General features: G+C 68.0%; 13 protein-coding genes. 5 read left to right on the plus strand and 8 right to left on the minus strand.

The window, feature by feature from the left end; all coding sequences use genetic code 11:
• Window positions 1-146 precede the first annotated feature (146 nt).
• From QZ500_RS16995 to sucC, 6 genes are all read right to left on the minus strand, one after another.
• The gene (locus tag QZ500_RS16995) at window positions 147-2,258 is read right to left on the minus strand and encodes an adenylate/guanylate cyclase domain-containing protein (protein ID WP_295856844.1); all 2,112 of its coding nucleotides are present in this window, start codon (window positions 2,256-2,258) and stop codon (window positions 147-149) included.
• 30 nt (window positions 2,259-2,288) lie between these two features.
• Complete coding sequence (locus QZ500_RS17000; protein WP_295856847.1) at window positions 2,289-2,999, minus strand: FHA domain-containing protein; 711 nt, start codon at window positions 2,997-2,999, stop codon at window positions 2,289-2,291.
• Window positions 3,000-3,052: 53 nt separating this feature from the next.
• Window positions 3,053-3,838, minus strand: a complete 786-nt coding sequence (locus QZ500_RS17005) for a PP2C family serine/threonine-protein phosphatase (RefSeq protein WP_295856850.1) — start codon at window positions 3,836-3,838, stop codon at window positions 3,053-3,055.
• 100 nt (window positions 3,839-3,938) lie between these two features.
• Complete coding sequence (locus tag QZ500_RS17010) at window positions 3,939-4,628, minus strand: TerC family protein (protein ID WP_295856852.1); 690 nt, start codon at window positions 4,626-4,628, stop codon at window positions 3,939-3,941.
• A gap of 138 nt (window positions 4,629-4,766) precedes the next feature.
• Window positions 4,767-5,666 carry a succinate--CoA ligase subunit alpha gene (gene sucD, locus QZ500_RS17015; RefSeq protein ID WP_295856854.1) on the minus strand — a complete coding sequence of 300 codons (900 nt, stop codon included), beginning with the start codon at window positions 5,664-5,666 and terminating at the stop codon, window positions 4,767-4,769.
• 12 nt (window positions 5,667-5,678) lie between these two features.
• The gene (gene sucC, locus QZ500_RS17020; protein ID WP_295856856.1) at window positions 5,679-6,845 is read right to left on the minus strand and encodes an ADP-forming succinate--CoA ligase subunit beta; all 1,167 of its coding nucleotides are present in this window, start codon (window positions 6,843-6,845) and stop codon (window positions 5,679-5,681) included.
• Between the two features lie 196 nt (window positions 6,846-7,041).
• Between sucC and argC the strand changes: the two genes are divergently transcribed.
• Window positions 7,042-7,977 (plus strand): N-acetyl-gamma-glutamyl-phosphate reductase, encoded by a 936-nt coding sequence (gene argC, locus QZ500_RS17025; RefSeq protein ID WP_295856858.1) that lies wholly within the window; start codon window positions 7,042-7,044, stop codon window positions 7,975-7,977.
• 45 nt (window positions 7,978-8,022) lie between these two features.
• Here the strand turns inward: argC and recX are convergent, their stop codons facing one another.
• Both recX and recA read right to left on the minus strand, forming a co-directional pair.
• Window positions 8,023-8,496: a recombination regulator RecX gene (gene recX, locus QZ500_RS17030; protein ID WP_295856859.1), complete on the minus strand. Its 474-nt coding sequence runs from the start codon at window positions 8,494-8,496 to the stop codon at window positions 8,023-8,025.
• 125 nt (window positions 8,497-8,621) lie between these two features.
• On the minus strand, window positions 8,622-9,686 hold the full coding sequence (gene recA, locus QZ500_RS17035; RefSeq protein WP_295856860.1) for a recombinase RecA: 1,065 nt from the start codon (window positions 9,684-9,686) through the stop codon (window positions 8,622-8,624).
• Window positions 9,687-9,830: 144 nt separating this feature from the next.
• Between recA and QZ500_RS17040 the strand changes: the two genes are divergently transcribed.
• The 4 genes from QZ500_RS17040 to QZ500_RS17055 all read left to right on the plus strand — a co-directional run bounded on the left by QZ500_RS17040 (window position 9,831) and on the right by QZ500_RS17055 (window position 13,475).
• Window positions 9,831-10,316, plus strand: coding sequence for a MarR family transcriptional regulator (locus QZ500_RS17040; protein WP_295856861.1), 486 nt, complete (start codon window positions 9,831-9,833; stop codon window positions 10,314-10,316).
• Between the two features lie 160 nt (window positions 10,317-10,476).
• The gene (locus tag QZ500_RS17045) at window positions 10,477-11,856 is read left to right on the plus strand and encodes a diguanylate cyclase (RefSeq protein ID WP_295856863.1); all 1,380 of its coding nucleotides are present in this window, start codon (window positions 10,477-10,479) and stop codon (window positions 11,854-11,856) included.
• 36 nt (window positions 11,857-11,892) lie between these two features.
• Window positions 11,893-12,741 (plus strand): transporter substrate-binding domain-containing protein, encoded by an 849-nt coding sequence (locus tag QZ500_RS17050; protein WP_295856865.1) that lies wholly within the window; start codon window positions 11,893-11,895, stop codon window positions 12,739-12,741.
• Between the two features lie 59 nt (window positions 12,742-12,800).
• Window positions 12,801-13,475: a response regulator transcription factor gene (locus QZ500_RS17055; protein WP_295856867.1), complete on the plus strand. Its 675-nt coding sequence runs from the start codon at window positions 12,801-12,803 to the stop codon at window positions 13,473-13,475.
• Window positions 13,476-13,769: the final 294 nt, after the last annotated feature.

Raw genomic sequence — 13,769 nt, forward strand, 5'->3', positions numbered from 1 at the left:
GCCTGCGGCCAGTCCAATGGCGCTATTTGATGGCCCTGGGACGCTGAAACTTATCCGTTATGGACTCATCTCGTCGGCTTGGCAGATCGGTCGTGCGGCCGCAGCGGGTTTTGCAGACCCTCCCTAGGTGAAGCTGTCAAGATAAATCACGCAGCTAACGTAAACGCATCATCCGATGCAGTGATTTCCAGTAAGGGTTCCGGTGTGAAGATACCTACACTTTGCCGTCGCCCCGTGACGGTCACCTTGCCCAATTCGGTCCAGCGGAAATCGGCGGCCGACTGCGCGTGGGTGGTGTTACTGGCGATCACCGCGCGGCCATAGGTTTTCGACAACCCTTCCAGCCGCGACGCCAAATTCACCGCATCGCCTACAACCGTATAGCTGCGTCGCAAATCCGATCCCATGTCGCCAACGCACATGGTTCCCGTGTTCAGGCCGATGCCCACGCCGATCTCCGGCAAGCCGCACGCGCGTTGCCCGTTGTTGAACGCCTCTACCACCTTCACCATTTCCAGCGCGGCGGTGACAGCGAGTCGCGCATGGTAGGGCGTAGCAACCGGTGCGCCCCAGAAGGCCATGACGCAATCACCTATGTACTTGTCGATCGTGCCGCGGTGTTGTTGGATCACGGCACTCAGACGGTTGAAGACGTCGTTCAGCAAAGCCTGTAGTTCCAGCGGCTCCATCCGCTCAGACAGCGCAGTGAACCCCCGCATATCGCAGAACATGACCGTCATCTCACGATTCTCGGCCTGCATGCTGTACGCCTCCGGCGCACGCAGCATTTCGTCCACCAGTTCACGGGGCACATAGGTGCCGAAGAGCCGCGCCAATTGACGCTTGGATCGGCTTTCCACGAAATAGCCGTGACCCATGTTGAGAGCGAACGCCACGAGGATCGACAATACTGGCAGTGCCAGCGGCAGGACCAGTCCTCCGGACACGAACAGCCCGACATTCGCCGCGACTAGTGCAGCAATCAAAACCGTAGTCAATGCTATTGCCGCGCCCATCCCGATGAACGGCAGTGCGAAAGCGAGCACCAACCCGGGGAGCACGATGGTGGTCGCCTCGTAACCGGCCGCATAGTCCGGTCGCACCAAAGTCCGGCCGTCTAGCATGGCAGACAGCAGGTTCGCATGGGTTTCCACGCCTGGGTAGGCTTCGCCGACCGGTGTCGTCCGTAGATCGAGCAGACCGGGCGCGGTGGTGCCGACCAACACCAGCCGGTCCCGCAGATCGCCGACAGCGATGTGCCCGGATAGCAGATCGCCGGCCGACACATAGCGGTAAGAACCGCCACGCACGCCGCCCGGTCCGCGGAACGGCACCAGCATGGCAGCGCGATCGTCCACGGGCAGCGACTGGAACCGGCCATCCTTCTCCAACAGCAAACCAGCCAACAGCAACGGCGCGTCACCGCCGGCAGCCTGTCCAGGCACCAATTCGGGCAGTACCCGCGGCTCCCCGCGCCACGTGCGATACATCGCCAGCGACAGCGCTTCGTGATAATCGCCGTGCAGATCGGCGATCAGGCCGACGGACCGGAGCAGTCCGTCAGCGTCATTGATCGAGTTCATGTAACCGGCACGCGGTGCGGCCGCGGCGATCGACGGTAGGCTGCCGCCCGCGCCGCTCCAGCGCAGTGTGCTGAGGGACGGCACAGCCGAGGCGCCAGCCGATGATGCACCCCGCAGGACGGGCGCCGGCAGCACGCCCCGGATCTGGCTGTCACGGTCGCTCGTCAGGTAGTAGCCGAGCACCACCGGCCGGCCCTGCAGCGCCCGGGCGAAACGGGCGTCGTGGTCGAGCGACGGCGTCAGCAACCGGAGTTGTTCAGCAAAACCGGGCTGTCCGCGCAAAGGCCCGTCGGCCAGCGCGCGTAGCCGGGCCAGCCCCGAACTGTCGTCTGCCTCTGCGAACAGCACGTCGAAGCCGACGACCGCGACCTGCTGGCGCTCGAACAGTTCGTCGACCAGCCGCGCGACCTTATCGCGGCTCCAAGGCCAGCGGCCGAAGGTGGCCAGGCTTTCCTCGTCGATGTCAACAATGACGATCCGCTCGTCCAGCGTGCGTGGCATGGTGGCGCGCAGGCGGACGTCGTAGACCATGTCGTCGAGCCGGCGAACCGCGTCCGACGGAAGCACCCCGAGCGACACCAGCAGAGAGACCAGGACCGCCAGCAGGGTGACGGCGATACGCCAGCGGTGCCGTGCCAGCCCGTCCCATCGTCGTCGAAGCCGGATTGCCGCCATAGTCGGACTACCGACTGCGCCGCAACATCGTCAGAGCAACGTATGGGCGAACTGCATGCGGATGCCCGCCAGTTCGATCACATCGCCGTTGCGTAGTAATAGAGGCGTGGCGCCCACATCTGCGCCATTTACAGTAGGCCGGGCTTCACCCTCGACATGTGCCAAGCTGAATCCGTGAGGGCGCCGGGTGATCGACGCAATGCCGATGCCCGACTTGCCGATGGTGGTGACGACCTTGATCAACTGGACCACGCGTCCGGCAGCAGCACCCGAGAGCACCGTAACGGTGGCAGGCCTCAAAAGCGGCAATTCGCCGGGCAGGGTCGTGTCGGCAAACGTTGTGGGCCGCCGGTCGAAATCTCGATCCGCATCGTCGATCGGCAACGGCACAGGATGCGGAGGCTCGGTACGACTCACATTCATAACGGACGGTAGCTGCGTGTGCACCGACCCATCGTCCCGCTCGAACCGCAACTGGTACCGCCCGATCTCCACCACGTCCCCATGCTGCAGCACATGGCTGTGCACCGGGTTGCCGTTGACGAACGTGCCGTTGGTGCTCTGCAGATCCTCGATGACGGCATCTTCGCCGAGCAGGCGTACGGCCGCATGCTCGCCGCTGACCGCCAGGTTGTCGATCACCACGTCGCTGTACGGCCGGCGGCCGAACGTCGTGTGCTTTTTCGTGAGCACGATTTCCTTGATTCTCACCCCGTCGAGCGATAACAGCATCCGGGCCATGGCCAACTCCTGCTCCTGCGTTCCCTCAGATCGCGTGCCGACGATGGACGCGGTCAGTTCCCCAGCCATCGGCCGATCGGCGTGCGCCGGCGGTCCGTCTCGTCCGCCTGCACCAGCACGACGCTGACATTATCGCGTCCGCCGGCCTGATTGGCCGCCGCGATCATCGCGTCGGCCCTGCCGTCCATCGGGAGGTCGGCGGCGAGGATCTCGGCGATGGCGTCGTCGTTCAGCATGTCCGACAGACCGTCGGAGCACAGCAGAAACAGATCACCGGGCCGAACCGCATGGTCGCGGACGGCAGGACGCGGATGGGCCTCGATGCCCAACGCCCGGGTCACCAAATGGCGGTAGGACACGGACGCGGCCCGATGCACGTCGACCAGGCCTGTGTCGATGCGCTCCTGCAGCACCGAATGGTCGCGCGTCAGGCATTCCAGATGAAACCCGCGCCAACGGTAGCAGCGCGAATCGCCGAGATGGGCGATGACCGCCGTCCGGTGCAGAAACGCTCCGCAGACCAGCGTGGTGCCCATGCCGCGGCATTCGGGCCGGGTCGTCGCGGCTTCCAGGACGGCCGCATTGGCGGTCGCGATGCCGTGCACCAGCGCATGCCGGGATTCACGCGGCCCGACACCGTTGCCTGCAGATGCGCGCCAGCGCGAGAAGCTGGCATGCACATGGGTGACGGCCATCTCGCTGGCGACCTCGCCGGCGTTGTAGCCGCCCATGCCGTCGGCCAGTAGCGCCAGGCCCAGCCCGGCGTCGTGCAGCACGGCATCCTCGTTGTTGGGGCGGACCCGGCCGGCATGGCTGGCCGCATGGAACTGGTAAGGCATGGCAGCGGGCGGTCGCACACTGCGGCAGACCGGCGGGCGATGATAGTGCAGCCCTCCGGCCCGCGTAGCCGGCCGCGCCGGGCGCCCGAAGACCCGGCGTTCAGGCGTCGCCGTGCGCCCGGGCACTCCGGGCCTGCAGGCCCTTGCCGATCAGGATCACCAGCGCCGCGCCCAGGGCTGCTGCCACGTAATGCATCCACGGATTAGCTGCCAGCACGCCGCGCAGCGACACATCGCTCGTGATCGTCTCGCCGCCGACCCAGCCGATCAGGGCGGCGCCGAGCATCACGATGATCGGGAAGCGCTCCATCAGCTTGATCATCAGCGTGCTGCCGAAGATCACCAACGGGATGCTGATCGCCAGGCCCAGTACCAGCAGCACCATGCTGCCCTGCGCCGCAGCGGCCACGGCGATCACGTTGTCCAGGCTCATCACCAGGTCGGCGATGAGGATGGTGCGTACCGCGGTCATCAGGTTGCCGGGCTTGGCGTCGCCCTCTTCTTCGTCGTCCTCTTCGCCGAGCAGCTGCACGCCGATCCACAGCAGCAGGCAGCCGCCGAGGATCTGCAGATAGGGCAGTTCGAGCAGCTTGGCGGCTACCACGGTCAGCACGATCCGCAGCACGACGGCGGCGCCCGAGCCCCAGCCGATGGCCAGTTTCTGCTGGTGCGGCGGCAGGGAGCGCGCCGCCAGCGCGATCACGACCGCGTTGTCACCCGACAGGATGATGTTAATCCAGACGATCTTGACCAGGCCGATCCAGAAGTCGGCGTTATGCAGGAATTCCATCCGATTGCTCCAGTGTTATGAATGCAAGAAGCGCTCCGGACATCGATCCGGAGCGCTTCTCTTTTTATGGGGCGGAGTGTACCGGCCGAGCCGGAACGGGGACGTGCGTAGTTCTGCGTATCCCCGGCAGCCGGCCGATTACTTCTTCAGCAGACCTTGCAGCAGGCGGCCCATTTCCGACGGATTGCGGGTGATGGTGAAGCCGCATTCTTCCATGATCGCCAGCTTGGCGTCGGCCGTGTCGGCGCCGCCGGAGATCAGCGCGCCGGCGTGGCCCATGCGCTTGCCGGGAGGCGCGGTGACGCCGGCGATGAAGCCGACGATCGGCTTCTTCATGTGGTCCTTGCACCAGCGGGCGGCTTCCGCCTCGTCCGGGCCGCCGATCTCGCCGATCATGATGACCGCGTCGGTCTCGGGATCGTCGTTGAACGCCTTCATCACGTCGATGTGCTTCAGGCCGTTGATCGGGTCACCGCCGATGCCGACGGCCGACGACTGGCCGATGCCCAGTTCGGTCAGCTGTGCGACAGCTTCGTAGGTCAGGGTGCCGGAGCGCGACACGACACCGACGCGGCCCTTCTTGTGGATGTGGCCGGGCATGATGCCGATCTTGATCTCGTCGGGCGTTATCAGGCCGGGGCAGTTGGGGCCGAGCAGCAGGGTCTTCTTGCCGCCCTTGGCTTCCTTTTCCTTCATGCGGTTGCGCACTTCCAGCATATCCCGGACGGGGATGCCTTCGGTGATGCAGATCGCGAGGTCCAGGTCGGCTTCGACGGCTTCCCAGATGGCAGCGGCCGCGCCTGCGGGCGGCACGTAGATCACCGAGACGGTGGCGCCGGTCTGCGTGGCGGCTTCCTTGACGGAAGCGTAGATCGGGATGTTGAAGATCGACTCGCCGGCCTTCTTCGGGTTCACGCCCGCGACGAAGCAGTTCTTGCCGTTCGCGTATTCCTGGCACTTTTCCGTGTGGAACTGGCCGGTCTTGCCGGTGATGCCCTGGGTGATGACCTTGGTGTATTTGTTGATGTAGATCGACATGACTTCAGTTCCTTACTTGGCCTGGACGGCTGCAACCACTTTTTGGGCCGCTTCGGCCATCGAATCGGCGCTGATGATCGGCAGGCCGGATTCGGCCAGCATCTTCTTGCCCAGCTCTTCGTTGGTGCCCTTCATGCGGACCACCAGCGGCACCGACAGATTCACGGCCTTGCAGGCGGTGATGACGCCGGTGGCGATGGTGTCGCACTTCATGATGCCGCCGAAGATGTTGACCATGATGGCCTCGACCTTCTTGTTCTTCATCATGATCTTGAAGGCTTCGGTGACCTTCTCGGGGGTGGCGCCGCCGCCCACGTCGAGGAAGTTGGCCGGCTCGGCGCCGTACAGCTTGATGGTGTCCATGGTCGCCATGGCGAGGCCGGCGCCGTTGACCAGGCAGCCGATGTTGCCGTCGAGGCTGATATAGGCGAGGTCGAACTTCGAGGCCTCGATCTCGGCCGCGTCTTCCTCGTCGAGGTCGCGGTAGGCGACGATCTCGGGGTGGCGGAACAGTGCGTTGCTGTCGAAGTTGAACTTCGCGTCGAGCGCCTTGATGTTGCCGTTGCCTTCGAGGATCAGCGGGTTGATCTCGACCAGGGAGGCGTCGGTCTCCATGTAGATCTTGTAGAGCTTCTGCAGCACGTCCACGCACTGGGCGGTGGAGCCTTCGGGCACGCCGATCGCGTCCGACAGCTTCTTCGCCTGCGCATCGGTCAGGCCGGTGGCCGGATCGACGAACTCGGTGACGATCTTCTCGGGCGAGGAGTGGGCCACTTCCTCGATGTCCATGCCGCCTTCGCTGGAGACGATGAAGGCGACCTTCTGCGTCGCGCGGTCGGTAACGGCGGAGACGTAGTATTCCTTCTTGATGTCGGCGCCGTCCTCGATCAGCAGGCGGCGGACCTTCTGGCCTTCTGGGCCGGTCTGGTGGGTCTTGAGCTGCATGCCCAGGATCTCGCCGGCGAGCTGCTTGACTTCCTCCACCGAGCGGGCGAGCTTGACGCCGCCGCCCTTGCCGCGGCCGCCCGCGTGGATCTGCGCCTTGACCACCCATACCGGGCCGCCGAGCTTCTGCGCGGCTTCGACCGCTTCCTGCACGTTGAAGGCCGGGATGCCGCGCGGCACGGGCACGCCGAAGTTGCGCAAGATGTCCTTGCCTTGGTATTCGTGAATCTTCATGAGGGCTCTCTCAGGAGAAGGGAGGAAAAGCGGGGGAGCGCTGTCCGGGCGTGTAAGTCCGGATTGACTCGGCTGGCGCAGGGTCGCGGGCGCAACCGCGGAATGTATCATGGGCCCCTACTCCGACCTTCTCCGGCCCCTCTTTCCGCCGGCCGGGCCATGCGCCCGGGACCGGTCCCGCAGGAAGCTTACGTCCATGCCCCAGGTTTTCATCGACGGCGAAGCCGGCACCACCGGCCTGCAGATCCGCGAACGGCTGCAGCAGATGCCGCAGGTCCGGCTTATCAGCATCGCGCCCGAGCGGCGCAAGGATCCGGCCGCCAAGCGCGAACTGATCGCCCAGGCCGACCTGGTGGTGCTCTGCCTGCACGACGACGCGGCCCGCGAGACGGTGGCGATGGTCGATGCGCTGGCCGCCGAGACCGGCCGGCCCGGCCCGAAGATCATCGACGCCTCGACCGCGCACCGCACCGCCGACGGCTGGGTGTTCGGATTCCCGGAACTGGCGCCCGGCCATGCCGACGCGGTGGCTTCGGCCCAGCGCGTCGCCAACCCCGGTTGCTACGCGACCGGCGCGATCGCGCTGGTGCGGCCGCTGGTCGACGCCGGCTTGCTGCCGGCGGACTTCCCGGTGTCGCTGCCGTCGGTCAGCGGCTATTCGGGCGGCGGGCGGCAGATGATCGAGGCCTACGAGAGCGGCGCGGCGCCGGCCTTCGAGTTGTATGCGCTCGGCCTGAAGCACAAGCACATCCCCGAAATCATGCGGTACACCGGCCTGACCCGCCGGCCGGTGTTCGTGCCGTCGGTAGGCAACTTCCGGCAGGGGATGCTGGTGCAGCTGCCGCTGCATCTGGACCTGCTCCCGAGCCGCCCGCGCGCCGCCGATCTGCACGATGCGCTGGCCGCGCACTATGCGAGGAGCAACACCGCCGAGCAGTTCGTGCAGGTGCTGCCGCCGACCGAGGACGGCAAGCTGGAGCCGACCGCGCTCAACGACACCAACCGGCTGGAGCTGCGCGTCTTCCCGAACGAGGACGCCCGCCATGCAGTGGTGGTCGCGCGGCTCGACAACCTCGGCAAGGGTGCCAGCGGCGCGGCGGTGCAGAACCTGAAGCTGATGCTGGGGCTTTGAGGGCGGGCGGCCGCCCGGCCGCTCTGCCGCTCCATGGCGGACCGCCTAGCCGGCGGCGTCGCCGTCCTCGCCCGTATCGACCGGCTGGCGCAGCACCCGCGTCACCACGCCCGACGAAAACCCCCGCGCCAGCAGGAAGCGGCCCTGGCGGGCGCGCTCGCGGGCATCGGCCGGCGGTGCGTCGAAGCGCCGGGCCCAGGCCTCGCGGGCCCGGGCGAGTTCGGTGTCCTGCAGGCCGGCCACCGCGTCGGCGATCGCCTCGGGCGCGATGCCCTTGCGTCGCAGCTCTTCGCGCACCCGCGCCGCGCCCAGCCGCGGCGCACGCACCCGCAGCACCGATTCCACCACCCGCGTCTCGTTGAGAAAGTCGAGGGCGACGAGCTCGTCGAGCACCCGGGTGAGTTCCTCCGGCGTCTCGGCGTGCGGCGCGAGCTTCTGCTGCAGTTCCGCGCGGGAGTGTTCCCGCCGGCTCAGGTGGCGCAGTGCCCGGCCCTTGAGCGACAACGTACCGAATGCCACGGGCGGCCCCTTTCCATTTGCTATCGAAACAAGAGCGCCCTGCGCCCGTGTGGTGGGCGCAGGGCGTCGATTTGGATCGGATCGCAAGGCGGGCCGACGGCCCTCCCTGCCAGCAGCGACAGGCCTCAGGCCTCGGCGCCCGCCTCCGCCGGCTGGCCGGCCGCAGCCGGCAGCAGGGCGATGCCCAGGCTTTCGCGGATCTTGTTCTCGATCTCGCGGGCCAGGTCCGGGTTCTCGCGCAGGAACTCGCGGGTGTTGTCGCGGCCCTGGCCGATCTTCTCGCCGTTGTAGGCGTACCAGGCGCCGGACTTGTCGACGATGCGCGCTTCCACGCCCATGTCGATGATCTCGCCCTCGCGGCTGATGCCTTCGCCGAACAGGATGTCGAACTCGGCGGTCTTGAAGGGCGGCGAGACCTTGTTCTTCACCACCTTCACCTTGGTCTCGTTGCCGATCACCTCCTCGCCCTTCTTGATCGAGCCGATGCGGCGGATGTCCAGCCGCACCGAGGCGTAGAACTTCAGCGCGTTACCGCCGGTGGTGGTCTCGGGCGAACCGAACATCACGCCGATCTTCATCCGGATCTGGTTGATGAAGATCACCATGCAGTTGGTCTTCTTGATGGTGGCGGTCAGCTTGCGCAGCGCCTGGCTCATCAGGCGGGCCTGCAGGCCCGGCAGCGAATCGCCCATGTCGCCCTCGATTTCGGCCTTGGGCGTGAGCGCCGCGACCGAGTCGATGACGATCAGGTCGACCGCGCCGGAGCGCACCAGGGAGTCGACGATCTCGAGCGCCTGCTCGCCGGTGTCGGGCTGCGAGATCAGCAGATCCTGGAGGTTGACGCCGAGCTTCTGGGCGTACTGGGTGTCGAGCGCATGCTCGGCATCGACGAAGGCGCAGGTGCCGGCCATGCGCTGCATCTCGGCGATGACCTGCAGGGTGAGCGTGGTCTTGCCCGACGATTCCGGGCCGTAGATCTCGACCACCCGGCCACGCGGCAGGCCGCCGACGCCGAGCGCCACGTCGAGGCCGAGCGAGCCGGTCGAGACGACCTGGATGTCCTCGATGACTTCGCCTTCGCCGAGCCGCATGATCGTGCCCTTGCCGAACTGCTTTTCGATCTGCGCGAGGGCGGCCTGGAGGGCCTTGGCCTTTTCTGCCGCTGCGGGATTCTTGCTGGATGCGTCCATGTGAAATTTCTCCGGTGGATCAATGACTTACAGAAACATCCAGAAGCTGGCTGCCTGCACAGACTGGATGCGTGAACAGTATTGTAGGGATGCAGTACCGGCGTTCCAAGCCTGTTTTTGGTCAGTTTGCCTTACCATATCCGGATGTCCGATACGCCTTTTGCGCTGCCCGACGACCGCTGGCGCGAAACCCACCTCGGCCGGCTGCTCGGCCATGCGATGCGCCGTTTCGACGCCCGGGTGCTGCATCTGATGGCGCACGACGTGGAGGTGCCGCTGGCGCTGTCGAACCTCGCCGCGCGCGACCAGGTGACCGCCGCGCACATCCACATCACCAGGCACCTGGCGCTCGGCGGTTCGCGCCTGACCGACTTGGCCGCGGCCGCCGGCATGACCAAGCAGGCGATGGGCGACCTGGTCGGCCAGTGTGAAGCCTGGGGACTGGTGGTGCGCGAATCCGACCCGCGCGATGCCCGGGCACGCCGGGTGCGCTTCACCGACGCCGGCGTCGCCTGGCTCGCGGCTTTCCAGCGGGCAGTGGCCCAGGCCGAGCAGGAATTCCGCGACGACGTGGGGCCCGCCGTCGCGGCGGTGGTGGCGCTGGGACTGGAGGCATATACGCAGGCCTGAAGCCCCGCCCTAACCCAGGCCCGAATCCGTACCTCGCCCCGGTGCGTAATCCGACGGCGGCCGTGCGGCCGCCGGGCTCGGTACTTGCGGCAGCTTGCCTTCTGTCACATCCGCGATACGCTGGGCGGGTCCGCCCGCGCCCGTTTTGTCCGCGCCCCGCATGTCTTCGCCCCGCACCCGCTCCCTCGCCACCCGGCTCACCCTCGCCACCCTGGCGTTCTGCCTGCTGTTCACCGCGGTCACGGTCGCGGTGCGGACGGTCTGGGCCTGGCACCACAACATCGCCGAAATGGCGGCGGAACTGTCGGTGATCGCCCGGATGTACGAAGGCCCGCTTGCCAAGGTGATCTGGGACCTCGACCGCGACCAGGTCTCGACCTATGCCGCGAGCCTGGTCGAGTCGCCCGCGGTGGGCCGGGCGACCATTTCCGTGCGCATGCCGGCCGGCCCGCCGCTGCTGTATCCCCATGCGCGGCCCGGCTGGGCGCCGTCGGGCCATGCGCCGTCGCACCGGATCGCGCTGACCTACGAGCCCTATGCCGGCGGCGCCGAGACGGTCGGCGAACTGGTGCTAGAGGGCGACGAGCGCACCCTCTGGCAGACGCTGCGCGCCGAATGGGGGGCGATCGTGCTGACGCAGGCGGTGCAGTCGCTGCTGCTGGCGAGCCTGGTGATGCTGCTGTTCAGCCGGCTGGTCACGGTCCATGTGCGGCGCATCGCCCACCACCTGGCCGAGATCGGCCCGACCCGGCTCGACCGCACGCTGCGGCTGGACCGCCGCCAGGCCTCCCGGGACGAGCTGACGCTGCTGGTCGACGGCATCAACGACCTGCAGGACAAGCTCTCCGGGCACCTGCAGCGCCAGCACCGCTACGAGCAGGAGCTCGCCGGCCACCGCGACCGGCTGCGGGCGATGGTTCAGGAGCGCACCACCGAACTGGAAGCGGCCAACCGCCAGCTGGAGGCGCTGAGCCGCACCGACCCGCTCACCGGGCTCGCCAACCGGCGGCAGTTCGACGAGGCCAAGCAGCTCGAATTCCAGCGCGCGCGCCGCAGCGGCCGGCCGCTGTCGCTGCTGCTGTGCGACGTGGACCACTTCAAGCGCTACAACGACCTGTACGGCCACCACGGCGGCGATGCGACGCTGCAGGCGGTCGCCGACGCGCTGCGCAACAGCGCCCGCCGCAGCGGCGACCTGGTGGCGCGCATCGGCGGCGAGGAATTCGCGGTGCTGCTGCCCGACACGCCGCCGGAGACCGCACGGGACCTCGCCGAACGGCTGCGCCGTGCGGTCGCAGAGCTCGGGATCGAACACCAGGGCGCCGATACCACAGGCCGTGTGACGGTCAGCATCGGCACCGCGAGCCTCGATCCGCGCGCCGACGCGGATTTCGACGCGCTGTTCCACCGGGCCGACCAGGCCCTCTACCGCGCCAAGCGCGCCGGCCGCGACCAGGTCGCCCAGGACCTCTCCGACGGCGCCTCCGCGCTGCGCATGCTGACCCACGACGACGATCCGGAGGCGCCGCCCGGCCCCTGATCGCCGGCCATCGCACCAACACCCCCCACGACCGCCATGCACGCCCTGCCCTCTGCACCGATCCGGCGCCCGCGTCCGGCACGGCCCGTCGCTCCGCGTCTCTACGCCTGTCTCCGTGCCGTGCTGGCCGCGGCCCTGCTGGTACTGCTCGCTGGCCTGCAGCCCGCCCCGGCGGCGGCCCAGACCATCCGCGCGGTGACCGAGAGCACCCCGATCAGCTACCAGCAGGACGGCCGCGTCGCCGGCACCGCCACCGCCGTGGTTGAGCGCACCCTGAAGCAGGCCGGCTTCGCCGATGTGCGGCTGGCGGTCTACCCCTGGGCCCGGGCCTACGCCCAGGCGCAGGAGGAGCCGCATGTGCTGATTTACCCGATCGCCCGCACGCCCGAGCGCGAGGCGCGTTTCCAGTGGGTGGGCGAACTGATGCGGCGCGAGGTGCGGCTGTATGCGCTGGCCGGCCGGCCCGAGCTGCGCACCGCCAGCCTGGCCGATGCGCGCCGGCTGACCATCGGCGTGGTCCGCGACGATGTACGTCACCAGTACCTGCAGCAGCAGGGCTTCCCGCGGCTGGTGGTCTCGGCCGAGCCGGGCGACAGCTTCCGCAAGCTGCTGGCCCGGCAGGTCGATGCGGTACCGCTGGCCGACAGCGTCGCGCAGGTACAGTGCGCGCAGGCCGGATCGCGCTGTCCGGGCCTGGTCCGACTGCTGACGCTCGACGGGATCGCGACGGGCGTCTGGCTGGCCTACAGCCCGCAGACGCCGGCGCCGGTGGTCGAGCGCACCCGCGCCGCCTTCGAGGCGCTGCGGGCCGACGGCACCGTCGCGCGGCTGATGGCCGGCGGCGATGCCGCCCGCCCGGCCCCGGCCGCCGCGCGCGGCCGCTGAGCGTGCCATGACGACGACAGGGCGACGGACCCCGAGCGTGAACGAGGAGATGGAAGACGATGCGAATCCTGATAGCCGAGGACGATCAGGTCCTCGCCGACGGCCTGCTGCGCACCCTGCGCGGCTCCGGCGCGGCGGTCGACCATGTGGCCAGCGGCACCGAGGCCGATGCGGCCCTGCTCGCCAATACCGAATTCGACCTGCTGATCCTCGACCTGGGCCTGCCGCGGCTGCACGGCCTGGAGGTATTGAAGCGGCTGCGCGCGCGCGGCTCGGCGATGCCGGTGCTGATCCTGACTGCGGCCGACAGCGTGGAGGAGCGGGTCAAGGGCCTGGACGTCGGGGCCGACGACTACATGGCCAAGCCGTTCTCGCTGCAGGAACTCGAAGCCCGGGTCCGGGCGCTGACCCGGCGCGGCATGGGCGGCACCAGCAACACGATCAAGCACGGCCCGCTGGTCTACGACCAGGCCGGCCGGGTGGCGACGATCGACGGCCGCATGGTGGAGCTGTCCGCCCGCGAGCTGGGGCTGCTCGAGGTGCTGCTGCAGCGCGCCGGGCGCCTCGTCAGCAAGGACCAGCTGGTCGAGCGGCTCTGCGAATGGGGCGAGGAAGTCAGCAACAACGCGATCGAGGTCTACATCCACCGCCTGCGCAAGAAGATCGAGAAGGGCCCGATCCGCATCGCGACCGTGCGCGGCCTGGGCTACTGCCTGGAGAAGATTCCGTCGTGACACCCCCACGCTCCCCCGCTGCGTGGGGGTCGCTGCCCGCCGAGGGGGCCGCTCGTGAACCGGTGCCCCCACGCGCCCGCACTGCGTGTCGGCCGCTGCCCCCCGTGGGGGCCGCTCGCGCATGGCCCCGGCAAAGCCGGGGCGACCAGACCTGCGGCCTGGGCGCTCGGAGCGGCCCCTCATGAAAATTTTCCAGAGAGAGCAGCGCTCGCTGTTCGGCGAGATCCTCGACTGGATGCTCACGCCGCTGCTGCTGCTGTGGCCCGTGAGCCTGGCGCTGACCTGGCTGGTGGC

Origin of the sequence: uncultured Xylophilus sp. (assembly GCA_913776965.1) — a bacterium.
Classification (GTDB): Bacteria; Pseudomonadota; Gammaproteobacteria; order Burkholderiales; family Burkholderiaceae_C; genus Xylophilus.